Source organism: Methylobacterium oryzae (assembly GCF_021398735.1).
Lineage (GTDB): Bacteria > Pseudomonadota > Alphaproteobacteria > Rhizobiales > Beijerinckiaceae > Methylobacterium.
Genome location: NZ_CP090349.1, coordinates 4522955 through 4546643, shown reverse-complemented (window position 1 = coordinate 4546643; position 23689 = coordinate 4522955). Strand labels below are relative to the sequence as shown.

Genomic DNA, 23689 nt, shown 5'->3' with positions numbered 1-23689 from the left:
ACCGCATGAGAACGACAGCGCGCCTGGCGGCCACGGCCGCCCTCACCATCGCGGCGTCGAGCGCCGCAGCGCAGACGCGATGTACGGAGACGACGCGCTTCGATCCGCCCTTGCGGATCCTGCACTGCGCCGACGGCCTGACGCTCGAAACCGAGCGCGCGGGCAGCCTGCGCCCTGTGGGACCCGACGGTGACGGACATCTCAAGGGCGCCGAGATCGGCGGCAACGCGGTCTTCGTCACCATCCCGGCGAGCCGCCGCGTCCGCCGCGACGGCTTCCAGATCCTCACCCCCCACGCGGTGGCCTCGGTGCGGGGCACGGTCTACGCCGTCGACGTGACGCGGGCGCGCACCTCCGTCTTCGTGGCCCAGGGACGGGTCGACGTCGCCCGGCGCACCGACCCGCAGGTCGCCGTCACGCTCGGGCCGGGCGAGGGGGTCGACGTCGATGACGGCCGCGACCCTCTGGAGGTCCGGCGCTGGCCCCAGGAGCGCGTCAGGAGTCTGCTCGAGCGGTTCGGGCGTTGAGCGAGGCCGGTCGGCCGGCGGCTCCGACGCCCGACCGGACCTTCCGGCTGGCGCGGCGCGTCTTCCTGCTCGCCGCGTCGCTCGGCGCGCTCGCCTGGGGCGCCTGGCTCGGCCATCTCCATCTCACCGGGCGCGCGACGCCCCTCGATCGTTTGGAATCCGCCCTCACGGACCTGCGCCTGCGGCTCGCCGGCCCGCGCACGCCGCCCGCCAACCTCACCGTGGTGGCGGTCGACGACGCGACGGTGCGGCGCGAAGGCGGCTTCCCGGTCTCGCGGACCACGATGGCGCGGATCGTCGAGCGGGTGGCGGAGGCCCGCCCGCGCGTGATCGCCGTCGACGTGCTCTTCCTCGAGGCGGGGCGGCAGCCGGAGGCGGACAGCGCGCTCGCCGTCGCCCTCGGGAAGACCACAGCGATCCTGGCTTCGGCTGCGGTCTTCGACGGGAGCGCCAGCGAGGACGGCATCCCGTTCGCCACCGCGCTCCACCGGCCGTCGCCGAAGCTCGGCGAAGACGTCGCGTCCGGTGTCGTCAACGTCGCCGAGGACGCGTCCGGCGTACCCCGCCATCTCCCCCTGGTCGTGCGCACGGCCGACGGCGTCGCCGCGTCCTTCGTGCTGCGCGCGGCCGCCCTGGCGGCGCGCAACGACCCCGTGCTCAGCAAGGGGCGCGTCCAGATCGGCGACCGCGCCCTGTCGCTGGACCTCGGCTACCACCTTCCGCTGCGCCCCTACGGTCCGCGACGCACGATCGCGACGGTGAGCGCGGCCGCCCTCCTCGACGGGACGGCGCCGGCCGCGGCGCTCTCGGACGGCATCGTCGTGATCGGCGTCACCGCGCTCGGCGGCGGCGACACCTTCGCCACCGCGTTCGATCCCGTCTTGCCCGGCGTCGAACTCCTCGCTACCGGCATCGCCCACCTCACCACGGGGGACGCCCTCGTCCGGGACGCCGGCGTGCGGCAGCGAGACGCCGCGGCCTCGGTCCTCCTGGCGGTCGGGTCCGCGCTCGCCATCGCGGTGCTGCCGCCGGGCCCGGGCCTGATCCTGGTCCTGCTCGCGACGGCAGGATGGCTCGCCGCGGGCGCCGTCGCGTTCGCCCACGGCATCTGGCTGAGCGCCGCCCTGCCGCTCGCGGCCGTGGGACTGCCGGCGCTGGTCTGCGCGGTCGGCCGCCAGACGCTCGAGCGCCGCCAGAGCGCGCGCGTGGCGCGGTCCGAGCAGGTGCTGCGGCGGATGCAGCCTGCCGCCCTGGCCGAGCGGCTCGCGCGCGACCCGGGTTACCTCGCCGAGCCGATCGCGCGCGACATCCCCGTGCTGTTCGTCGACCTCACCGGCTTCACGCGCCGGAGCGAGCAGCTCGGCCCGGCGCGGACGCGGGCGATGCTCAAGACGTTCCACGATCTCGTCGACGAAGCGGTGACCCTGCGCGGGGGCGTCGTGGTGAACTTCATGGGCGACGGCGCCATGATCCTGTTCGGCGCCCTCGATCCGGACCCGGACCAGGCGGCGCACGCCGTCCAGGCCGCGGAGGAACTCATCGTCCGCACGCGCGCCTGGGTCGCGGACAGCCCGGTCCTGCACGGATCCGGGCCGGCCCTCGATCTGCGCATCGGCGCGCATTACGGGCCGGTGATCCTCTCGCGCCTCGGCAGCGACACCAACCAGCACATCACCGCGACGGGCGACACGGTCAACGTGGCGAGCCGCCTGCTGGCGGTCGCGGCGGACGCCCACGCTCGCCTGGCACTCAGCGCCGAGCTGGCGCAGGCGGCCGGGCTCGAGCGGTCGGAGGGAGGATTCGAGAGCCGGACCGCGGCGATCCGCGGCCGCAGCCAGCCCCTTGAGGTCTGGCTGCGCCACCCGCGCGCGACGACGTCCTAGCCGCTCCCCCGAGCGCGTCGCTGACCGGCCGGAGGATCACACTGAAACTGTGACCCGGGTCACAGTCCACCCCGGGCTCTCCGGTGCATCGTCCCCGTATCGCAACGGGAGACATCTCATGACGATCACCTCGACGAAGACCGCGATCCTGTCCTGTCTCGCCCTCGCCGCCCTGGCGACCGTGCCCGGACGAGCCGAAGCGCGCGGCTTCGGGCAAGGAAGCTTCGGGCACCATGGCGGCTTCCATCACGGCTTCCACCACGGGGGCTTCCATCACGGCTTCCATCACCGCTTCGGCGGCCATGGCTGGTGGAGCCCGGCGGGCGGATACGCCGCGGGCGGCTTTTTCGGCGACTGTCGCCTGTTCTTCAGCCCGGTGTGGGGCCGCTACGAGCGGGCCTGCCGATGAACCGTCACGCCGTGGGAGCAGCGGCCAAGCCGATCGGCAGGCGACGGGATGACGACGCGCATCCGGCCGCCCCGGGACGGCCGGACACCTTCGGACCGCTGCTCCGATGATCGCGCCAGTCGGGACTCCGGAGGAGCATCGCTTATGCATCATCACGGCCTGCGCATTCTGCTCGTCGACGATGACGCGGAGGTTCAGCGTGTCGTCTCCGGATACCTCGACGGGCACGGGGTCGACGTCGTCCCGGCGTCGACGCGGGCCGAGGCGCGCGGAGAGCTCGCGGATCCGTCGCAGTTCAACCTCGTGGTGCTCAATCTTCGCCCGGGCGCGGAGAACGGCCTCGACCTGCTGCGGGACCTGCGCGCGGTGAGCGATGTTCCCGTCATCCTGACGACGGCCCATCGCTGCGAGGAGTTCGACCGCGTGCTCGGCCTCGAACTCGGCGCCGACGACTACATCGTCAAACCCTACGGCCTGCGCGAATTCCTGGCGCGCGTGCGCGTCGTCCTCCGCCGCGTCGCGGCGCAGGCCTCGTCCCGTCCGGCGGAGGCGCCGTGCCGGCGCTTCGACGGCTGGGTCCTGAACCGCCGACGCCGGCGTCTGATCAATCCCGACGGAAAAGAGGTCGTCCTGGGCAAGCGCGACTACGCGCTCCTGGCGGCGTTCCTCGACGCACCTCAGCGTCCGCTCACGCGCGAGTACCTGCTCCAGGTCACCCGCGTCCACGACGACGTCTTCGATCGCTGCATCGACGTGCAGATCCTGCGGCTGCGCCGGAAGATCGAGCGCAGGCCCAGCGACCCGAAGCTCATCGTGACCGAGCGCGGGGTCGGCTACGTCTTCGCCGCCGCGGTCGAGAGCACGTCCCACTAGGGCCGTCGCGAGCGGCGACCCCGGTGGAGACAGGGGTGCACGGCCCGCGCCCCCCTGTGAGCGACGAGCCGCGAAGGCGCGCGTCAGCCCTTCACCAGCTTGCACGTGCTCTCGGAGAGCGGCTGGAACGCCTGGTCGCCCGGGATCGTCTTCAGGATCTTGTAGAAGTCCCAGGGCCCCGTCGATTCCGCCGGGGACTTCACCTGGGCGAGGTACATGTCGTGGACCATGCGGCCGTCCGGGCGCAGCGTGGCGTTGCGGGCGAAGAAGTCCTGGATCGGCAGCTCGCGCATCTTGGCCATCACCTTCAGGCCGTCATCCGTGCCGGCGGCTTCGGCCGCCTTCAGGAAGTGGAGAACCGCCGAGTAGTCGCCGGCCTGGACCATGGTCGGCATCCGGCCGCCCATCCGCTCGCCGAAGCGCCGCGCGAAGGCGCGCGTCTGGTCGTCCATGTCCCAGTAGAAGCCCGTCGTCAGGATCATGCCCTGCGCCGCCGGCAATCCGACGGAGTAGATGTCGGTCAGGAAGATGTTGAGCCCGCCCAGCCTCTGGCCACCCTGCAGGATGCCGAACTCGCTTGCCTGCTTGATGGTGTTGATCGTGTCGGCACCGGCGTTGGCCATGCCGATGATCTTCGCGCCCGACGCTTGTGCCTGCAGCAGGTAGGATGAGAAATCCGGATTGGGGAACGGGTGCTTGACCGACCCGAGCACCGTGCCGCCCTTGGCCTTCACGACCCGGGTGACCTGCGCCTCCAGATCGTGCCCGAAGGTGTAGTCGGCCGTGATGAAGAACCACGTGTTCTTCGGATCGTCCGCCAGCGCCGCGGCGGTGCCGGCCGCGAGCGAGTGGGTATCCCACGACCAGTGGGCGCCGGTCGGCGAGCACGCGGCGTTGGTCAGTGCCATGGAGCCGGCGCCGGAGTTGATGTCGATCTTGCCCTTGCTGCGCGCGACCTCGCGCACCGCCAGCCCGGCGACCGAGGAATTGGTGTCGAAGATGGCGTCGACGCCCTCGGTATCGAACCACCGGCGCGCGATCGACGAGGCGATGTCCGCCTTGTTCTGGTGATCGGCGAAGACGAGCTCGACCTTCCGACCGTTGATCGGACGTCCGAAATCCTCGACCGCGAGCTGCGCGGCCGTCACCGAGCCGCGGCCGGCCAGATCCGAGTATCCGCCGGACATGTCGGTCAGGATGCCGATCTTGATGCCGCCATCCGCGTACTGCGCGGAGGCGGGCAGGGCGGTGAGGGCAGCGGCGCCGAACGCGGCGGCCGCCACCCAAGGACGACGGATCATTGTTTCCTCCCAATCTCTTGTTCTTCAGCGGCTGCCCCGTACCGGAAGGCCGCCTGTCCTTCGAAACCGCGTTCCCTCGGTCTCAGAGATAGCTGCGGCCGTCCAGGTAGGCCTTGCGCCAGCGCCGGATCTCGACGCGCTCGAAGAGCCCGACCTTGTAGAACGGGTCCGCGTGGATGAGCGCCTCGGCCTCCGCGCGGGTCTCGACGTCGACGACGTAGAGGCCGCCGCCGGCGTCGCTCCCGTCGTCGTTCAGCTTCGCGCCGCAGGCCAGGAGCCGGTCCTTGATCCGGTCGAGGTAGACGAGATGCTCCGCGCGGTTCGCCCTGCGGACGTCCAGGCTCCCGGCCTTGTCGAAGGTCTCGATCATGTAAGGCATGGCGGTGGTCCGGTCAGTTGGCCGCGATCGCGGAGGGATGCTGCGCCAGCGGCGTCACGCTGATCGCCATATACGGGTAGAGCGGCAGCGAACTCAGGACTTCGTGAAGTTCATCGTTTCCCGCCACGTCGAAGACACTGTAATTGGCGTACTGCCCGGCGATGCGCCAGAGATGCCGCCATCGGCCATCTTGCTGGAGCTTCTGGGCGTAGGCCTTCTCCTCGGCCTTCAGGCGAGCCGCCTCCTCCTTCGGGAGGGACGCCGGAATGTTGACCTGCATGTGGACCATGTAGAGCATGACGTCGAACCTCTGCCGCCGGTCGTGCCGGGGCGTTTGACCTGCGGTCTGCTGCGTCGCGAAGCGCCGGACGACGCCGAGACGCGGCCGAGACCGGCGCGGGGCTGCCGTACGCGCCGCGGCGCCCGATGGCCAGACCGGATCAGGCATCGGCAAGGATCAGGTCGGCGGCCTTCTCGGCGATCATGAACACCGCGGCCTGCGTGTTGCCGGAGACGATGCGCGGCATGATCGAGGCGTCGGCCACCCGAAGGCCGGCCACGCCGCGCACGCGCAGGCTGGGATCCGTCACCGAATCCGGATCGTCGCCCATGCGGCACGTGCCGCAGATGTGGTAGATCGTCTGGCCGTCGCGGCGCGCGAAATCGAGCCAGTCCGCGTCGGTCCGGCAGTCCGGACCGGGGTTGAGCTCGGCCCCGCGGAAGCGCTCCATCGGCGCCTGCGCGACGATGGCGCGGGCGATCTTCATGCCCTCGACCATCGCCCGGCGATCCTCCGCGGTGGCGAGGAAGTTCGGGCGGATGGCGGGCGGCGCGAGCGGGTCGGGCGACGCGGCGTGGATCGTCCCGCGCGATTCCGGTCGCAACTGCGTGACGCCGATCGTCATGCCGGGCAGGCGGTCGAGCTTGCGCTCGGCGGCGTTGGCGTAGCTCGCGTGCATGAAGAAGTACTGCACGTCGGGCCCGTCGAGCCCCGGCCGGGTGCGCACGAAGCCGTGGGCGAGACCGGTCCCCAGCGCCAGGATGCCCTGCCGCGTCGCGAGGTAGCGCGCCGCCGCGAGGCCGAGGCGCAGGCCGCGGGTCTGCTCGTTCAGCGTCACCGGCAGGCGCACGCGCCAGTTCATGCGCGTGCAGTAATGGTCCATGTAGTTGGCGCCGACGCCGGGGAGGGCGCGCCGCACGGCGACGCCGAGCCCTCCGAGGATCGCCGGATCGCCGAGGCCGGACAGTTCCAGGATCTGCGGGGTCTGGGCCGCACCCGCGGCGAGGATCACTTCCCCGCGGAAGCGGAAGAGCCGCTCGCGGCCGCCGACCAGAGCGGCGACGCCGCTCGCCCGACCCGCGTCGAAGGTCAGCCGCAGGACGTGCGCGTCGGTCACGACGGCGAGGTTCGGGCGGGCCAGGGCCGGCCGCAGATAGGCATCGGCGGCGCTGACCCGCCGGCCGCGCCGCTGGTTCACTTGGTAGTAGCCGAAGCCGTCCTGGCTCTCCGCGTTGTAGTCGGGATTGCGCGGGTAGCCTGCCGCCTGCGCGGCGGCGATGAAGGCCTCCGCGATCGCAGGACGTTCGGCCACTTCCGTCAGCGGCAGCGGACCGCCGCGGGCGCGCAACGGTTCGCGGCCGCCCTCGTAATCCTCGAGCCTGCGGAAATAGGGGAGCACGTCCGAGAATCCCCAGCCGCGGCACCCGGCCTGCGCCCAGGCATCGTAATCCTGCGGCTGTCCGCGCACGTAGATCATGCCGTTGATCAGCGTCGACCCGCCGAGGCCCTTGCCCCGCGGGACCGCGATCACCCGGCCGCCGGTCGCCGCCTCGGGCTCGGTCCGGAACCGCCAGTTGTAGGATGGGTGCTGGAGCAGGCGGCTGAAGCCCGCCGGGATCGCGACCCAGGGGCTGCGCGCCCGTCCCCCCGCCTCGAGGAGCAGGACCCGGTGCGTCCCGGACTCGGTCAGGCGGTTGGCCAGGACGCAGCCCGCGGTGCCGCCGCCCACGATCACGTAGTCGAACGCGCCGGCCGCGACGGCGTCGATGTCGGTCGGTCCCACGGTGCGCCCCAAGCTCAGTCCCCGGTTCCCGCCTCAGAGGGCGCCCATGTGGCGGGCCATCAGGGCGATCTGACACTCCAGCATCGGCAGGCCCTTCTGGACGCGGCAGCCCGCCCTCAGCGCGGCGGCGAGCAGCGGCGTAATCTCCGGATCCATGATCGCCTCGGCGACGAACTGGCCGGCGTGGAGGGCGCCCAGGTCGAAGGGGGCGGCGTCCTGCGGGCGCATCCCGAGCGACGTGCCGTTGACGAGGAGATCGTGCTCCGCCTGGACGCCTTCGGCCGCGACCGCCAGCCCGGGATAGGCGGCGCGCAGGCGCTCCGCCAGCGCTTGGGCGCGGTCGGCGGTGCGGTTCAGGATCGTCAGGCGGGCGACACCGGCCTCGGCGAGCGCGAAGGCGATGGCGCTCGCCGCGCCGCCGGCCCCCGCCAGCGCCGCGCTCCGGCCGCGCGGCTCCAGGCCCGAGGCGCGCAGCGCCTCGACGAAGCCGATCCCGTCGAGCATCGTGCCGACCATGCGCCCGTCCGCCTCCCGCCGGACGCAGTTGACCGCCCCGATCTGCTCGGCCTCCCGGGTGAGGGCGTCGCACAGGCCGGTCATCGCGGTCTTGTGCGGGACCGTGGCGATGAAGCCGCCGAAATTGCGCAGGTGCCGCAGCCCGTCCATCACGGCGGCGAGGCCGTCCGCCGTCACGTGCAGCGGGACGAGGACGCCGTCCACGCCGTGGCGGGCGAAGAGCGCCCCCATCACCTCGGGCGCCTTCACGTGGTAGATCGGGTCCGCCAGGATCCCGTAGACCCGGGTCCGCCCGGTGATCCCGGCCGCGGTGACCGCGCTGCTCATGGCCGTCCTCCCGTCCATCGCCTGTCCGACCGGTCCCGGCTCACGTCATGTAGAGGCCGCCGGCGACGTCGACGGTCTGGCCGGTGACGAAGCTGGCCTCGGCGGAGGTCAGGTAGAGGGCGAGATCCGCGACTTCCTCGGGGGCGCCGAGCCGGCCCATCGGGGTCAGGCGCACCTGCTCGTCGTTGACGGCGCGGCCCACCGCCCGGACCATCGGGGTCTCGATCCGCCCCGGCGCGATCGCGTTGACGCGGATGCCGAACGGGCCGAGCTCGGCCGCGAGGTGCTTGGTGAGCCCGATCAGGCCGGCCTTCGAGGCCGCGTAGTGGCAGGCGACGATCGGGGAGTGGGTCTTGGCCGCCACCGACGACATGTTGACGATCCAGCCGCGCCCGGCCGGGCACATCGCGGGCGCCAGCGCGCGGACGGTGTTGAACGCCCCCGTCAGGTTGACCGCGACGACGCGGCTCCACTCCGCCGGGTCCATCTCCCAGACCCGGTGGGCCGCCCCGTCGTGCTTGGGCGAGATGCCGGCGTTGTTGACCACCGTGTCGAACGCGCCGCCCATCGCGGCGGCGGCCTCCGACAGGGCCGCCTCGACGGCCGCGTAGTCGGCGACGTCGAGGCGCAGCGGCAGGGCGCGACCGTCTCCGCCCTCGATCGCCGCGACGGTCGCCGCGACGTCGTCCGGGTTCACGTCGGCCACGCCCACCAGGGCGCCCCGCGCGCCGAACCCCTCCGCGATCGCCCGGCCGATCCCGCGGCCGGCCCCCGTGACGAGGACGCGCCGTCCGGCGTGGCTCGCGCGCCGGACGATCGCCTCGGGGTTCGTCTGCCGCTCGGTCATCTCAGATCCCCAGATAGGCGCGTCGGACGTGGTCGTTGTCGAGCAGGGCCGCGGACGCGTCGGCGAGGACGATCTCGCCGTTCTCCAGAACGTAGCCCCGGTCGGCCACCTGCAGCGTGTGGAACACGTTCTGCTCGACGATCAGGACGGTGGCGCCGGTCTTCACGATCCGGTCCACCACCGCGAAGACCTGCGCCACCACGATCGGGGCGAGGCCCAGCGAGGGCTCGTCGAACATCAGGAGCTTGGGACGGGCCATCATCCCGCGGGCGATGGCCACCATCTGCTGCTCGCCGCCCGAGAGGGAGCCGGCATTCTGGTCGAGGCGCTCGCGCACCCGCGGGAACAGGTCGAGCACGTCCGCGAGCGTCTCCGACTGGCGCTCGCGCGCCGCGCGGCGGTAGGCGCCCATCAGCAGGTTCTCCCGCACCGTCATCTCGGGGAAGAGCTGGCGCCCCTCCGGGATCAGGGTGACGCCGCGCGCCACCATCTCGTGGCCCGAGAGCCGGGTGACGTCCTCGTCCTCGAACAGGATCCGGCCGCGGGTGGGCTTCACCAGGCCCGCGATGGTCCGCAGCGTCGTCGTCTTGCCGGCCCCGTTCGCGCCGACGATCGTCACCACCTCGCCGGCGCGCACCTCGAGCGAGACGGCGTGCAGGATGCTGGTCGCGCCGTAACCGGCATCCACGCGCTCAAGCGTGAGCATGGGCGAACTCCTTGCCGAGATACGCCTCGATCACGGCTGCGTCGCGCACCACATCCTGCGGGCTGCCCTGGGCGATGATCTGCCCGGAACTCAGGACGATCACCCGGTCGGAGAGCGCCATCACCGCCTGCATGACGTGCTCGATCGCGATGATGCTGACGCCGGTGTCGCGGATCGACAGCATCAGGTCGATGGCGCGGCGCACGTCGGTCTGGTTGATGCCGGCCATGACCTCGTCGAGCAGCAGCACGCGCGGGCGCATCGCCATCACGCGGGCGACCTCGAGCCGCTTGAGGCCCCCGATGGTGAGGCCGCGCGCCTCGCTCCCGAGCCAGGGCGCGAGCCCCATCCGCTCGGCGGTCTCGCGCGCGACCGCCCGGGCCTCGCGGACGTCGCCGTGGCGGTGGAACGCGCCGACCATGATGTTCTCCTCGACCGTCATGGCCGCGAAGGGCTGCACGATCTGGAAGGTGCGGCCGACGCCGAGCGTCGCGAAATCCGACGGCCGGCCCGGCCGGTGCCACGTCCCGTCCGGCGCGCGGACGCTCACCGTGCCGGCATCGGGCTTGAGGAAGCCCGAGATCATGTTGAAGACGGTGGTCTTGCCCGCCCCGTTGGGGCCGATCAGGCCGAGGATCTCGCCCTCCCGGAGCGTGAAGCCGACATCGTTGGTGACGTGCAGGCCGCCGAAGCGCTTCTGCAGGCCCTCGACCCGGATCAGGTCCGCGCCGACCGGCGGCCGCTCCGGGGCCCGCGGAACGGCCGGAACCGACGCCGCCTGCGCGCCGCGGCCGCCAGCGCGGGCCCGCGCGAAGCGGGACACGAGGCCCATCAGCCCGTTGGGCAGGAACAGGACGACGAGCACCAGAACGAGGCCGTAGACGAGGCCGTGGAGCCCCAGGGCCTTGGCGCCGAGCCAGCCGCGGGCCAGCTCGGTGATCGGCACGAGGAGCAGCGCGCCGAGGAGCGGCCCGAACACCGTGCCGAGTCCGCCGATCAGCGCGAACATCGCGATCTGGATCGACAGGGTCAGCGAGAACATCGCCGCCGGCTCGATGAAGGTCAGGTACATGGCGTGGAAGGTACCGACCATCGCGGTGAGCCCCCCCGACACCGCCACGGCGACGAGCCGCACCCGCACCGTGCGCACGCCCGCGGCGCGCGCGGCCGATTCCCGCTCGCGGGTGGCGACGAGATAGAAGCCGATCCGGTGGCTGCGCATCCACCACGCGACCGCCAGGGTCAGCAGGAGGAGCCCGAAGGCGATGGCCAGCGGCGGCCAGCGATCCCGGAACACCATCCACGTCCAGCCGAACTTCAGCGGGATCATCAGACCGGTAGCGCCGCCGGTCAGGTCCCGGAAATGCAGCGCCAGGACGCGGAAGACTTCGAGGAAGGCGATGGTCGCCAGCGAGAAGAACGGCCCGTGCAGCCGGAAGCACGGGTAGCTGATCGCCAGCGCCACCAGCACGGCGAGGGCGGCGCCGGCCACCATGCCGATCCACGGGCTGATCCCGGCGCCGACGAGCAGCATCCCGCAATAGGCGCCGAGACCGTAGAAGATGCCGTGGCCGAGGGAGAGCTGGCCGGCGTAGCCGCCGACGATGTTCCAGGCGGTCGAGAGCGCGGCGAAGACGCAGATCGTGATGAAGACGTGGTAGATGAACGGGTTGCCGACCGCGACCGGCACCGCCACCAGGGCCGCGAGGACGAGCGCCAGCGCTGCCGCGCCCCGGCGCGGGAAGGCGGACGATGCGGCGGACTGTGCGGCGGACGGTGCGGCTGTCGGGGCCGCGGACGGTGCTGCGGCGAGCGGGATATCGGTCATCGCGGGCTCCCTCACGGCGAGACGTGGGACAGCCGCAGCTGCCGCCCGAAGAGGCCCGAGGGCTTCAGGATCAGGATCGCCAGGAACACGCCGAAGACCGCGACCTCGCGCATGTCGGCGCCGACGTAGAAGCCCGTGACGCTGTCGATCAGGCCGATCAGGATCGCTCCGACGAAGGCGCCGCGGATGGAGCCGAGGCCGCCGAGCACGACGACCACGAAGGCGATCAGCACGAAGTAGGTGCCGCTGTTGGGCGAGGTCGGGTAGAGCGGCGCGATCAGCACCGCCGCCACCCCGACGCAGGCCGCGCCGATGCCGAAGGTCAGGGCGTAGATCCGGTCGACGTCGATGCCCATCAGCTCGGCCGCCGCGCGGTTCTGGGCGACCGCGCGGATCGCCCGGCCCGTGCGGGTGCGCGCCAGGAACATCTGGAGCCCCGCCACCAGCACGATCGCGGATCCGAGGATCACCACCTGCCCGAGCAGCACCCGGACCGGGCCGATCTCCAGCGGCTGGCGCAGGCCCGACGGCGGCGTGTTGGCGATGTCGGCCCCGAAGACGAGGAGGGCGAGGTTGATCAGCACCGTCGACAGGCCCACCGTGGCGAAGATCTGGATGTGATGGTCGCCAGCGGCGAGCAGGGGCTGGATCAGGAACCGCTGGGTGAGGGCGCCCAGCAGGAACAGGACCGGCACGACGAGGATCACCGCCGCGAAGGGGTGCAGCCCGAGCCCGGTCACCGCGAGATAGGTCAGGTACATCCCGACCATCAGGAACTCGCCGTGGGCGAAGTTCACGACCTTCACGATGCCGAAGATCAGGGTCAGCCCGACGCTGACGATCGCGAACAGGCCGCCGAGCATCACCCCGTTGGCGAGCACTTGGAGGAAGACGTCCATCCCCGATCTCCGTGGACCTGCGTGACGGCGGCGCTGTTACCTTCGGAGACCTGCGGTTACTTACGCATCTCCATGGGCGCGACGGCGGCGCTGTCGGGATAGACCGTGACGAGCTTGCCGCCCTGCCACTGCATGCCCATCATCGCGGCGCGCTCATTCTGGTTGTTCTTGCCGAACTTGAACCCGTAGCCGACCGCGGTGACGCCGTCCTTCACGTCGATGGCCTGGACGGCCTTGACGATGGTGTCGGGCTCGAAGCCCTTCGCCTTGCCGATGGCCTCGAGGATGAGCTTGGCGCCGACGTAGTTGTTCAGGGAGTGCCCGGAGCGCGGGGCGCTCCCGTACTTCTTCTGATAGGCCGCGACGAAGTTCTCGATACCGGGCGTGTACTTCGTGTTGACGAGGTACTGTGTGAAATCCGTGTCGAGCACGCCCTCCATGACCTTGTGGCCGACCGCGTCGGCGGTGGGCTGCATCGAGTAGCCGCCGCCGCCGCCGATGATGGCGCCCGGCTTGAAGCCCGCCTCGTTGGCCTGCTGCAGGAACAGCACGGAATCGTTTTGGTAGGACGTCTGGAGCAGGACGTCGATGCCGCGCCCCTTCAGGTCGAGGACGAGGGAGGACATGTCGACCGTCGAGGCGGGGTAGCCCTGCGCGGTCACGACGTTGAGCTTGGCCTGGGCGGCGAACTTCTTCTGGAAGCCCGCCACCGACGTGCCGTAGCTCGAATCCTCGTAGATGATGCCGACCTTCAGGTCCTCGGGCTTCTTGCCGAGCCCGGCGGCGACCTTGTTGACGATCATCTCCACCGCCAGCTTGGCCATGTCCTCGGCCGTCGGGTTGGTGCGGTAGAGATATTGCAGCCCGCGCCCGGTGACCTCCTCGGCCACCGCGCCGAGCTCGAAATACGGGATGCCGGACAGCTCGGCCACCTGGCTCGCGGCGATGGAGCGGGCGGACGAGTAGGAGCCGAAGATCGCCGCCACCTTCTCCAGGGAGATGAGGCGGCGTGCCTCGCCGATCGCCTGGTTGTTGTCGACGGCGTCGCCGCGGGCGAGCACCACCTTCTGCCCCTGGACGCCGCCGGCGGCGTTGATCTCGTCGACGGCGATCTCGACGCCCCGGGCGCTCTCCTCGCCGAGCAGGGCGAGCTGCCCGCTGAACGGGAAGAGCGCGCCGAATTTCACGTCGGCGGCTCGGGCCGTCGTCGGTCCCGCCGCCTGGGCCGCGGCGCCCAGCACGAGGGCGGCGGCGAGTGCACGCGCCAGAACTCTCATCGTTTCCTCCCGTGTCAGTCGTCGACCCGGCGCTTCGCGCGCCTTCCGGTCGGGTCAATCGTCGGCGTCAGTAGGCGAGGGCGTCCTTGCCCTCGAAGCTGGTGATCGGCGGGTAGGCGCGCTGGTCGGTGATCACGTCGATCACCGTCACGGCGCCGCCGGCGAGCGCGTCGCGCAGCGCCTGTGCGAGATCCTCGGGGCGCTCGACCCGCGTCCCGGCACAGCCGCAGGCCCGCGAGATGGCGGCGTGGTCGACCGCCTCGAAGTCGCAGACGTCGGTGAAGTCGCCGAACAGGCTCAGCTCCGCGTGCTTCTGGTAGCCGAGGATCTGGTTGTTCAGGACGACGACGATGACCGGCAGCCGCATGCGCCGCGCCGTCTCCAGCTCCGACCAGACGTGGCCGAAGCCGCCGTCGCCGGTCACGCAGATCACGGGCGCGTCCGGGCGGGCGGCCTTGGCGCCGAGGGCGAAGGGCAGGCCCCAGCCGAGGCCCGCGATGCCGCGCGGCGTCAGGAAGCGCTGGCCGGCCTTCCGCGCCGTCAGGAAGTTGGCGATCCAGATCGAGGCGTAGCTCGCGTCGGCGACGACGACGGTCTCGGCGGTCGTGACCGCGTCGATCTCCGCCATGATCCGCTCCGGCCGGATCGGCGCGGCCTCCATGTCGACGAGGCGGGCCATGTCGCCGGCCTGGGCCTCGCGGGCGCGGGCGATCGTGTCGGCGAGCGGCGCGCGGCGGCCCTCCAATCCCGCGAGGTCGCGCTGCCGGAGCGCCTCGGCGAGGGCGGCGAGGGTCAGCTTGGCGTCGCCGACGAGGCGCAGGGCCTCGTAGTTGCGGCCGACCTCGCCCCCGTCGACGTCGAGATGGATGAAGCGGGCGTCCGCCGGGTAGAGCGACCAGCTGTCAGTGCCGTTCTGGTTGGTGCGGTTGCCGACGAGGAGGACGACGTCGGCCTCCGTGACGAGGCTGCGCAGGTGGGACGAGCGCGCCCGCGGCGACATGAAGTACCCGACGACGCCGACGGAGAGCGGGTCGGTCTCGGCGACGGCCCCCTTGCCCATCACCGTGGTGGCGACCGGCAGTCCGAGACCCTGCAGGGCCGCGAGTTCCGGGTAGGCCCCGGAGGAATGGACGCCGCCGCCCGCGATCACGAGGGGACGCCGCGCGCCGGCGATCAGGTCCGCGGCCTCGGCGATCCGGGCCGGGTCGGCGACCGTGCGGTCGAGGGGGTAGGTGCCCAGGATCGCCGACCGGCGCGGCGCGGCGGCCTCGAAGTCCGGCCGCTCGTCGAGGAGGTCCAGGGGCACCAGCAGCACCGCCGGCCCGGGCCGCCCGGAGGCCGCGACCGCGAAGGCCATGTCGACGTAGTCGTCGATGCGCTCGGCGACCGCGACCCGGCGGACCCACTTGGCGACGCCCGCGAACAGGGCGAGGTGGTCCAGTTCCTGGAAGGCGTTCCGGTCGGTGAAGCGGCGGTGGACGTCCTGGACGATCGCCACGACCGGAATCGAGGCCTTCAGGGCTTCCGCGAGGCCCGGCACCAGCAGGCTCGCGGCGGGACCGTTCTGGGCCGCGACCACCGCGACCCGGCCGGAGATCCGCGCGTAGGCGTCGGCCATGGCGGCGCCCGCGTTCTCGGTGCGGTAGCCGATCTGGCGGATGCCGTGGTGCGGCGCGGCCAGGAACAGCGCCGAGGGGATGCTCTGGCCGAACACGTCGCGGACGCCGTGCCGGTGGAGCGCGGCCGCGAGGGCGTGGGCACCGGTCATGTTGGCGCGCTCGGACATCTCGGACATCAGCGGCTCCCGTGCGCGGCGTCGCCCATCGACAGGACGATCTTCCCGATATGCTGGCCCGCATCCATGCGGGCATGGGCCTCCGCGACCCGCTCGAACGGGAACACGGAATCGATCGGCGGCCGCGCGCGGCCCGCCGCGAGCAGCGGCAGGACGTGCTCGGCGAGGGCTTCGGCGAGGCGCGCCTTCAGGGCCACCGGCCGGGCGCGCAGCGTCGAGCCCGTGAGCGTCACCCGCTTCATCAGCAGCGGCTGGAAGTCGATCTCCGCCACCCGCGAGCCCTGCTGGAAGGCGATCTGCGCGATGCGCCCGTCGACCGCCACGGCATCGAGGTTGCGGGCGATGTAGGGGCCGCCGACCATGTCGAGGATCACGTCGGGCCCGCTCCCGCCGGTGGCGGCCTTGGCCGCGGCGACGAAATCCTCCCGCCGATAATCGATGGCCGCGTCCGCGCCGAGCGTCAGGCAGGCCGCGCATTTCTCGGGCGAGCCCGCGGTGACGATCACCCGGGCGCCCCGGGCCTTCGCCAGCAGGATCGCCGTGGTGCCGATACCCGAGGAGCCGCCGTGGATCAGGAGGCTCTCGCCCGCCTGCAGCCGGGCGCGCTCGAACACGTTGCTCCAGACGGTGAAGTAGGTCTCGGGGATCGCCCCCGCCTCGACCGCCGGGAGGCCCTCCGGCACGGGCAGAGCGACCGCCTCGTCGACGACGGCCCACTCGGCGTAGGCGCCGCTATGGACCAGCGCCATCACCCGGTCCCCGGTCCGGAAGCGGCCCGCGCCGGGCCCGAGCGCCTCGACGATCCCGGCGAGTTCGAGCCCGAGCACGTCCGAGGCGCCGGGGGGCGGCGGGTAGCGGCCCTCGCGCTGCATCACGTCCGGACGGTTGATGCCCGCGGCCTCGACGCGCACGAGCACCTGGCCCTGTCCCGGCTCCGGGCGCGGACGCTCGACGATCCGGAGGACCTCGGGACCGCCCTGTCCGTCGGCGATCACGGCTCGCATGCCCATGCTCATCGCTCCGTTTCCCGGCTCGCCGCCGCTTCCGGGAGAAGCAGCACCTTCATGGCCTGCCGGCTGCGCGCCAGCTCGAACGCCGCCCCGGCTTCCGCGAGGGGGCGGCGGTGGGTGATCAGCGCCGCCAGCGTCCCGGCATGCGCCGCGAGGAGCGCGAGCGCGGCGTCGAAGGCGCGGGCCGTCGTGTCGTGGGCCGCGCGCAGCTGCTGCTTGCTGCGCACGAAACCCGTCAGGTCGAGGTCGAGGGAGCCGGAATGGATGCCGGCCACCACCATCACGCCGCCCGAGCGCAGGACGGCCAACCCGTCACTGACCGACCGGGCGGAACCGGTCGCCTCGACCACCCGGTCGGCCTCCCCGTCGAAGGTGCGCCGGACGGCGTCGTCCAGGCCGATGTCGGCGAGATCGACCGTGTGGCGGATGCCGATCCGCCGGGCGAGGTCGAGGCGCGCGGCGTCGTCGAGCCCGGCGAGCAGCACGTCCGCGCCCCGCTGCTGTGCCACGAAGGCGATGCAGAGGCCGATCGGGCCCGGCCCGAGCACCGCCACGCGGTCGCCGGGACCGACCTCCGCGACATCCACCGCGTTGACCGCGACCGCAAGCGGCTCCGCCAGGGCCGCGACGGTCAGCGGCAACCCGTCCGGCAGGCGGCGGCAATTGTCGGCCGGGACGACGACCTGCTCGGCGAAGGCCCCGTCGGCGTGCAGGCCGACGATGCGGCGGCCCTGGCAATCCTGCGGCCGCGCGGCGGCGCAGGCCGCGCAGGCGCCGCACGGCACCGTCGGCCAGCAGGTGACTCGGTCGCCGACCGCGAGCGCGGTCACGCCGTCCCCCACCGCCCGGACCGTCCCGGAGAACTCGTGACCGAGAGTGACCGGCATGAACGCGGTCATGAACCCGTAGCCCGGGGTCCACTCGAAGGCGTGGATGTCGCTGCCGCAGATGCCGGCCGCGGCGACCGCGACGGTGACGCGTCCCGTGCCCGGGGCAGCGGGCGCATCGACGTGGACGAGGTCCGCCCCGAAGGCGGCGGTCGCCTTGCGTAACGCAAGCATTTCCGTCCCCTGTCTCCCGCCGAGCCTGCCGGCCCGGCGGCCTGCCTCGCGGCACGTGCCGTCGACGCTAGGCGTAATTTGTTATAACAAACATCGGACGAAGGGGAGGAATATGTCAAGCGCTTCGGCGTCCGAACCGGAAACAGGCGATATCGTGCCGGACTGGGTCCGTCCGATCGTCAAGGAGAGCCTGAGCGAGCGGGCCTACCGCGAGCTGCGCGTCGCGCTGATGCGCGGGCAGTTGCGACCCGACACGCGCCTGCGGCTCCGGCCGATGTCGGCCCGGTTCGGCATCAGCGCGACCCCCATGCGCGAGGCCCTTCTCAGGCTCGTCGCCGAGAAGGCCCTCGCCCTCGACGCGCGCGGCAGCGTCGTCGTGCCCCGCCTGACCCTGGATCAGCTCCTGGAGATCCGGGCGATCCGCACCGATCTCGAGGGGCGTGCCGCCGCCGCTGGGGCAGCCAGCCGCGCGGCCGAGGTCGACGACCTCGAGGCGATCCACGCGCAGATCTCGCACTGTCACGCGAGCCGCGACTTCGCGCGGGCGGTGAACCTCAACACCGAGTTTCACCTGACGCTGTGCAGGCTCGGACAGATGCCGATCCTGTACGAGATCGTGGAGTTGCTGTGGGTGCGCTGCGGCCCGATCCTGTCGCACCTCTACGATGACGGCGTCCCCGACTGGGAGCCGCACCCCCATCGCCGCATCATCGACGCCCTGCGCCGCGGTGACCCGGAGGCGGCCCGGGATGCCGTGCGCGAGGACATCGAGCGCGGCGGGAGCGGCCTGTTCGCGCATGTCCGCGCGGCCGCCACAGGGTGATGACCGGCTCGCGGAGAGTCCATGAGCGATCGATCGATGGCCGAAGCAACGAGCCGACCTCGGCGGCCACGGCCCCAAAGGCGCCGGCGTCGATTGGCCCGCGGTTGCGGAACGCCGGAGCTCGATTATCGTGCGCCCATGCGCGCCGATCTCGCCGTCCTCGCTCTGGTCTTCGCCGCCACGGGCGCGCGCGCCCAGCAGCAGCTTCCGACCGTCCCGGAATTGCTGACGGCCGAGGCGAACGCCGCACGCGCCTGCGAGAGCACCGGCGATCCCGCCATCACGCGTGAGCAGTGTCGGCTGCGCGATCGGCTGAGCGGACGCTTGGCGCAGGCGGGCTATTGCTGGGGCCGCAAGGGGCAGGCGGACGAGAAGAAGGAATGGCACGCCTGCCAGCCGGACTCGATCTACGAGGATGATATCGAGGCCGTGCAGCGCTGAGCGGCAGGCTTCGTCGTCGAACGCGGCCCGCCACCCGAAGGTCTGTACACCGGGCTACAGCAGGACACCGTTCCGCAGAATCGACGGCGCTGTGCGCGAGTCGTAGCTGTGGTGCTGCGCGGCGTTCACGGAGCCGCCGGCATCGAACTGGACGCATCACCTGAACGCCCGCGTTTCAACGTCCATCCGAGGAACAGAATTAACATTGCTCGCACGATCGAACCGATGAACAAATCTTGATCTCAATAAACTGTCGTTTTTCTCAAAAAACCAGATCCTACGGCGTGAAATTTTCACGGTATCGCCGTCTCGAAGGACATGAAAATTCTTGAAACGCTCATGCGGAGTGTTAGACCGCCATCGTCGCTCGAGACTCCGACTACGATACGGTCGCCATCGATGATTCACACGATCAAAGGTAGGCTTTTCGCGCTTCTCGGGGTGCTGGGTACACTCCTCGTAGGATCAGCAGCGCTCAGCAATTACGCGCTCTACAGAGATTTCCGGGGCCTCGAATCGATCTACGCTGACAGGGTCATGCCGCTCAGCCAGTTCGGCGCGATGCGCGATGCCTTCGATGCCATGCTGACCGCGACGCGGGATTTCGAGTTCCACGCGATTCAGGCGTCCGAAGCCGTGACGATCCTCGATCGCCAGCTGGCACGGGCGAAGGAAGCCTGGTCCGCCTACCTGACCACGTACCTCACGCCCGAGGAGGCACAGCTCGTCGCGAGCCTGACGACGCGATTCGATCGGGACGTGGCGATCGTCACCGACCTCGTCCGCGCCTTGACGAAGGGGGACCTCGACGCTGTGACCGCGACCCGGATCGATCTGCTCCGCGCGATGGGTCCGACGACGGCGGCCATCGGCGAGTTGTCCGACCTGCAGGTCCGCGAGGCCCGCGCCGAGTTCGAACGCGCGGACGCGATGGCGCGGCGCCTGCGAATCCTGCTCTTCGCGACACTCGCCGGGGCCGCGCTCGCGGTCGGGTACGGCATCCGCGTGATCCTCGTCCAAGTCACCCGCCCGATCGCGCGGACCACGGCAACGATGACCCGTCTCGCCGCGGGCGACCTCGACGTGCGGATCGACGGTGCGGACCGCGGCGACGAGATCGGCGCGATGCTCAAGGCTGTCCAGGTCTTCAAGGACGCGCTCGTCGCGAAGCGCGCGACGGATGCCGCCGCCGCCAACGAGGCGGCCGCGAAGGCGCGCCGCGCCGAGACGTTGGACAGCGCCACCGCGGCGTTCCGTGCCCGGATGGATCGCCTGACCGAGGCGCTGTCCGCCAGCGCCTCGTCCATGGAAGCCGCCGCCGCGACGATGGACCGGAGCGCCGGCGAGACCGCGACGCAGCTGCTCCAGGTGTCCTCGGCGGCCGAGCAGACAGCGGTCAACGTTCAGACCGTCGCGGCGGCCGGCGAGGAACTGGCCACGTCGATCGGGTCCATCAACGGCCAGATCACGCGCTCCTCGGACATGGCCCGGCGCGCGGCCACTGAGGCGTCGAGACGAACACCCTCGTGATGAGCCTCGCCGACGGCGCCGAGCGGATCGGGACCGTGGTCAGCCTGATCGCCGGGATCGCCGCGCAGACGAACCTGCTCGCGCTGAATGCCACCATCGAGGCGGCCCGCGCCGGGGAGGCGGGACGCGGCTTCGCCGTCGTCGCCACCGAGGTCAAGGCGCTGGCGGCGCAGACCGTCCGGGCGACCGAGACGATCTCCGAACAGGTCGCGACCATTCAGAAGGAGACCCACCGCGCGGTCGACGTCATCCAGGCGATCACCGCCGCTGTCCTGGACCTTCGGACCATCGCCACGGGCGTCGCGGCCGCGATGGAGGAGCAGGAGGCGGTGACGCAGGAGATCGTGCGGAACGTCAGCCAGGCCGCCGACGGCACCCAGGCGGTCACGGTCACGATCGGGCGCATCACGCAGGCCGCGGGCGAGACCGGCCGGACCGCGGCCGCGGCCCTGGACGCGGCCACCGCCCTGTCGCGACAGTCGGAGACCCTGAACGCGGCGGTCGCGGAGTACCTGGCAGCGGTGCGGGCCGCCTGAGGCGACACGCTCAGCGGCCGGGCGATCCGGGGAGCGGTGGCAGCCGCATCAGGGGCTCGCCGACCCGCAGGATCGATCCGACGGCGAGCCCGGGGCAGAGCGTGAAGCCCGGAGGCGTCAGCACCACGATGGTGGAGCCGTGCTCGAACCAGCCCATCTCGGCGCCCTTCGCGAGGCGCGCCGCGGTGGGCAGGGTCCGTCCGCCCGTCTCGCGCAGGGCGAGACCCTCGGGCAGGAAGCCGAGCCGCAGCCCGGCAACGAGGATGGCCGCCACCGGCACCAGCGTCACCGCGTGGCCGCCCTCCGCGAGGCGCAGGCGCAGGACGGCGCGCTCGTTCCGGCAGAACAGCGCCTCGACGCGTTTCAGGGCGATCGGATTCACGTTCCAGGTGTCGCCCCAGATATGGCGCACCGACTCGACCCGCAGGTCGTGCGGCGCGTGGAATCGGTGATACATCCCGGCCGTCAGGCGCAGGGTGGCGTAGCTGCCGCCCTCGTGGGCGCGCGCCAGCGCGACATCCCCGCCGAGCAGGTCGGCGAGCGGGTAGGACAGGCCCTTGATCTGGAACAGGCGTCCGGCCTCGATGCGCCCATGGGCCCCGAGGATCGCGTCGCTGGGGCTCGTGAGCACGGCCGGATCGGCCGCGATCGGCCGGGCACCGGGGCGCAGGGCCCGCACGAAGGCGGCGTGGAGGCTGGGGAAGTGCGTCTCCCGCGCGTCGCGGAGGTCGACGTCGCAGAACAGCCGCCAGGTCGATATCGAGAGGTCGCGGATCAGCGGCTGCTCGATCCGGCTGAACCAGCCCATGAAGCGGGTGGCGAGACGGCGCGGCAGGCGGTTCGTCAGCAGGAAGTTGAGATCCTCCTGCGCCCCGACACGCGCCAGAACCGTCCGCAGCCGGGATCCGGAAACCGTCATCATGCCGTGAACCGCCTCCGGTAGGGCGCGGGGCGATGTCCGCGCTCCTCGTCACCCTGTCCGCCACCACCGTCGCCGCGGTGCTCGCCCTGCCGCGGGCGGCCGAGCGCCTGCAGCTCTCCCGGGCGAAGCATCGCTCGCTCACCGGCCACGCCCGCATGGCCCGGCGCGTCGCCGGGCTGATCCCGAACTACGCCTACTCGGAGCGCGCCTTCTTCCGGTCGGACGATCCGGACGAGGCGGTGGCGCGCCGGCGCGAGGCCGGCTTCGCGCGGCTCTCCGACCTGTTCCGGGCGCGCTTCGCCCGGACACGCGCCGAGACCGAGGCGGTCCGCGACGGGCTCTCGGATCTCCAGTTCACCGGGCTCTACCGGGTGCCGTTCCAGTACGCCCGGCACGTGCGCGCCCATCTCGGCACCGGCGCCTTCGCGGCCGCCGCCGCCGGCGTCACCGTCACGGACCTCGACGGCAACGTCTTCTACGACCTCGCCGGCTCCTACGGCGTGAACCTGTTCGGCGTCGATTTTTATCGGGCCTGCCTGGAGGAGGGCGCGGCGCGGGTCTCGGCCCTCGGTCCCGTGCTCGGGCCGCTCCACCCGGTCGTCACCGGCAACGTCGCGCGGCTGAAGGCGATCTCGGGCCTCGACGAGGTCTCGTTCCACATGTCCGGGACCGAGGCGGTGATGCAGGCCGTGCGGCTCGCCCGCTACCACACCGGCCGCCGCCGGATCGTCCGCCTGTGCGGCGCCTATCACGGCTGGTGGGGCGAGGTGCAGCCGGGCATCGGCAACCCGGTCCCGACCCGCGACACGCTCACCCTGGCCGACATGTCCGAACGGACGCTGCGGGTGCTCGCCGGCCGCCGCGACGTCGCCTGCGTCCTGGTCAACCCGCTCCAGGCGATGCACCCGAATGCCGGCGCGCCGGCCGATTCCGCGCTGGTCGACAGCGGCCGCAGGGCGTCCTTCGACCGCGCCGCCTACACCAAGTGGCTCCACGACCTCCGGGCGGTGTGCAGTGCCCGCGGCATCGTGCTGATCCTCGACGAGGTCTTCCTCGGCTTCCGGCTCGCCCGCGGCGGCGCGCAGGCGTATTTCGGCCTGCGCGCCGACATGGTCACCTACGGCAAGACCCTGGGGGGCGGCCTGCCGGTCGGCGTCCTCTGCGGGCGCGCCGACCTGATGCGCCGGTACAGGGAGGACCGGCCCGTCGACATCTGCTTCGCGCGGGGCACCTTCAACGCCCATCCCTACGTGATGGGAGCGATGGGCGCGTTCCTCGACCGGCTGGACAGCCCGGCGGTGGCCGCACTCTACGCCGACCTCGACGCGACCTGGGACGCGCGCGCACGTCACCTGAACGCCCGGCTGGCGGAGGCCGGCCTGCCGGTGCGGGTCGCCAACATGTCGACGGTGTGGACGGTCCTGTACACCGAGCCGTCGCGCTACAACTGGATGCTGCAATTCTACCTGCGCGCCGAGGGGCTGGCCCTGTCGTGGGTCGGGACCGGCCGGATGATCTTCAGCCTCGCGTACGACGACGCGGCCTTCGAGGCCGTGGCGACGCGCTTCGAGGCGGCGGCGCGGGCCATGCGGGCGGACGGCTGGTGGGACGGCGGCGCGCCGAGCGACAGGGCGATCCGCCGGTCGATCCTGCGGGAGGTCGCGGCCATCCGTCTGGGCGGCCTCGGGGCCCGCCTGGGCCTGCGGGCACCGGATCAGGGTTGATCCGGCGCGCCG

At 71.9% G+C, this 23689-nt stretch carries 23 protein-coding genes; 9 read left to right on the top strand and 14 right to left on the bottom strand.

The genetic code is table 11. The annotated features are described in order from the left end of the window. Positions 1-5: 5 nt before the first annotated feature. From LXM90_RS21760 to LXM90_RS21745, 4 genes are all read left to right on the top strand, one after another. Positions 6-527 carry a FecR domain-containing protein gene (locus LXM90_RS21760; protein WP_020091686.1) on the top strand — a complete coding sequence of 174 codons (522 nt, stop codon included), beginning with the start codon at positions 6-8 and terminating at the stop codon, positions 525-527. After that, the gene (locus tag LXM90_RS21755; RefSeq protein ID WP_234081043.1) at positions 524-2410 is read left to right on the top strand and encodes a CHASE2 domain-containing protein; all 1887 of its coding nucleotides are present in this window, start codon (positions 524-526) and stop codon (positions 2408-2410) included. Before LXM90_RS21760 ends, LXM90_RS21755 begins: the two co-directional genes overlap by 4 nt. A 118-nt stretch (positions 2411-2528) precedes the next feature. Next, positions 2529-2819, top strand: a complete 291-nt coding sequence (locus tag LXM90_RS21750) for a hypothetical protein (RefSeq protein ID WP_020091688.1) — start codon at positions 2529-2531, stop codon at positions 2817-2819. A 144-nt stretch (positions 2820-2963) separates the two neighbouring features. Then, positions 2964-3692, top strand: coding sequence for a winged helix-turn-helix domain-containing protein (locus LXM90_RS21745; RefSeq protein WP_020091689.1), 729 nt, complete (start codon positions 2964-2966; stop codon positions 3690-3692). 83 nt (positions 3693-3775) lie between these two features. Here LXM90_RS21745 and LXM90_RS21740 read toward each other — a convergent pair whose 3' ends face one another. From LXM90_RS21740 to LXM90_RS21680, 13 genes are all read right to left on the bottom strand, one after another. Then, a complete protein-coding gene (locus tag LXM90_RS21740) occupies positions 3776-4993 on the bottom strand; it encodes an ABC transporter substrate-binding protein (RefSeq protein ID WP_042675772.1) in 1218 nt (405 codons plus the stop codon). 82 nt (positions 4994-5075) lie between these two features. Next, positions 5076-5372, bottom strand: coding sequence for a YciI family protein (locus LXM90_RS21735; RefSeq protein ID WP_020091691.1), 297 nt, complete (start codon positions 5370-5372; stop codon positions 5076-5078). A gap of 13 nt (positions 5373-5385) precedes the next feature. Continuing rightward, a complete protein-coding gene (gene catC / locus LXM90_RS21730; RefSeq protein ID WP_020091692.1) occupies positions 5386-5670 on the bottom strand; it encodes a muconolactone Delta-isomerase in 285 nt (94 codons plus the stop codon). Between the two features lie 142 nt (positions 5671-5812). Next, positions 5813-7435, bottom strand: a complete 1623-nt coding sequence (locus tag LXM90_RS21725) for a GMC family oxidoreductase (RefSeq protein ID WP_020091693.1) — start codon at positions 7433-7435, stop codon at positions 5813-5815. 33 nt (positions 7436-7468) lie between these two features. Beyond that, entirely contained in the window at positions 7469-8278 is an 810-nt protein-coding gene (locus LXM90_RS21720) for a shikimate dehydrogenase family protein (RefSeq protein WP_026604716.1), read from the bottom strand. 40 nt (positions 8279-8318) lie between these two features. Beyond that, positions 8319-9125, bottom strand: coding sequence for a 3-oxoacyl-ACP reductase FabG (gene fabG, locus LXM90_RS21715; RefSeq protein ID WP_020091695.1), 807 nt, complete (start codon positions 9123-9125; stop codon positions 8319-8321). Position 9126: 1 nt separating this feature from the next. Then, positions 9127-9831 carry an ABC transporter ATP-binding protein gene (locus LXM90_RS21710; protein WP_020091696.1) on the bottom strand — a complete coding sequence of 235 codons (705 nt, stop codon included), beginning with the start codon at positions 9829-9831 and terminating at the stop codon, positions 9127-9129. After that, on the bottom strand, positions 9818-11659 hold the full coding sequence (locus tag LXM90_RS21705; protein WP_020091697.1) for an ABC transporter permease subunit: 1842 nt from the start codon (positions 11657-11659) through the stop codon (positions 9818-9820). Before LXM90_RS21705 ends, LXM90_RS21710 begins: the two co-directional genes overlap by 14 nt. Before the next feature lie 11 nt (positions 11660-11670). Next, positions 11671-12558, bottom strand: a complete 888-nt coding sequence (locus LXM90_RS21700; protein WP_020091698.1) for a branched-chain amino acid ABC transporter permease — start codon at positions 12556-12558, stop codon at positions 11671-11673. Positions 12559-12614: 56 nt separating this feature from the next. Continuing rightward, positions 12615-13835, bottom strand: coding sequence for an ABC transporter substrate-binding protein (locus LXM90_RS21695; RefSeq protein WP_020091699.1), 1221 nt, complete (start codon positions 13833-13835; stop codon positions 12615-12617). Positions 13836-13902: 67 nt separating this feature from the next. Beyond that, the gene (locus tag LXM90_RS21690; RefSeq protein ID WP_234081042.1) at positions 13903-15630 is read right to left on the bottom strand and encodes an acetolactate synthase catalytic subunit; all 1728 of its coding nucleotides are present in this window, start codon (positions 15628-15630) and stop codon (positions 13903-13905) included. Further along, positions 15630-16646 carry an NAD(P)H-quinone oxidoreductase gene (locus tag LXM90_RS21685; RefSeq protein WP_026604718.1) on the bottom strand — a complete coding sequence of 339 codons (1017 nt, stop codon included), beginning with the start codon at positions 16644-16646 and terminating at the stop codon, positions 15630-15632. The genes LXM90_RS21690 and LXM90_RS21685 overlap by 1 nt, the downstream gene beginning before the upstream one ends. Next, on the bottom strand, positions 16643-17701 hold the full coding sequence (locus LXM90_RS21680; RefSeq protein ID WP_020091702.1) for a zinc-dependent alcohol dehydrogenase: 1059 nt from the start codon (positions 17699-17701) through the stop codon (positions 16643-16645). Before LXM90_RS21680 ends, LXM90_RS21685 begins: the two co-directional genes overlap by 4 nt. A gap of 112 nt (positions 17702-17813) precedes the next feature. On the opposite strand from LXM90_RS21680, the gene LXM90_RS21675 reads away from it, so the two are divergent. The 4 genes from LXM90_RS21675 to LXM90_RS21660 all read left to right on the top strand — a co-directional run bounded on the left by LXM90_RS21675 (position 17814) and on the right by LXM90_RS21660 (position 21031). Further along, positions 17814-18524 carry a GntR family transcriptional regulator gene (locus tag LXM90_RS21675; protein ID WP_026604719.1) on the top strand — a complete coding sequence of 237 codons (711 nt, stop codon included), beginning with the start codon at positions 17814-17816 and terminating at the stop codon, positions 18522-18524. 138 nt (positions 18525-18662) lie between these two features. Further along, positions 18663-18965, top strand: coding sequence for a hypothetical protein (locus LXM90_RS21670; protein WP_020091704.1), 303 nt, complete (start codon positions 18663-18665; stop codon positions 18963-18965). A 318-nt stretch (positions 18966-19283) separates the two neighbouring features. Next, the gene (locus LXM90_RS21665; protein WP_081636447.1) at positions 19284-20495 is read left to right on the top strand and encodes a Tar ligand binding domain-containing protein; all 1212 of its coding nucleotides are present in this window, start codon (positions 19284-19286) and stop codon (positions 20493-20495) included. After that, positions 20495-21031, top strand: coding sequence for a methyl-accepting chemotaxis protein (locus LXM90_RS21660; RefSeq protein WP_020091706.1), 537 nt, complete (start codon positions 20495-20497; stop codon positions 21029-21031). Before LXM90_RS21665 ends, LXM90_RS21660 begins: the two co-directional genes overlap by 1 nt. Before the next feature lie 10 nt (positions 21032-21041). Here LXM90_RS21660 and asd read toward each other — a convergent pair whose 3' ends face one another. Beyond that, complete coding sequence (asd, locus tag LXM90_RS21655) at positions 21042-21953, bottom strand: archaetidylserine decarboxylase (protein WP_020091707.1); 912 nt, start codon at positions 21951-21953, stop codon at positions 21042-21044. A 32-nt stretch (positions 21954-21985) separates the two neighbouring features. Between asd and LXM90_RS21650 the strand changes: the two genes are divergently transcribed. Continuing rightward, positions 21986-23677: an aminotransferase class III-fold pyridoxal phosphate-dependent enzyme gene (locus LXM90_RS21650; protein WP_020091708.1), complete on the top strand. Its 1692-nt coding sequence runs from the start codon at positions 21986-21988 to the stop codon at positions 23675-23677. The last annotated feature ends 12 nt before the right edge of the window (positions 23678-23689 follow it).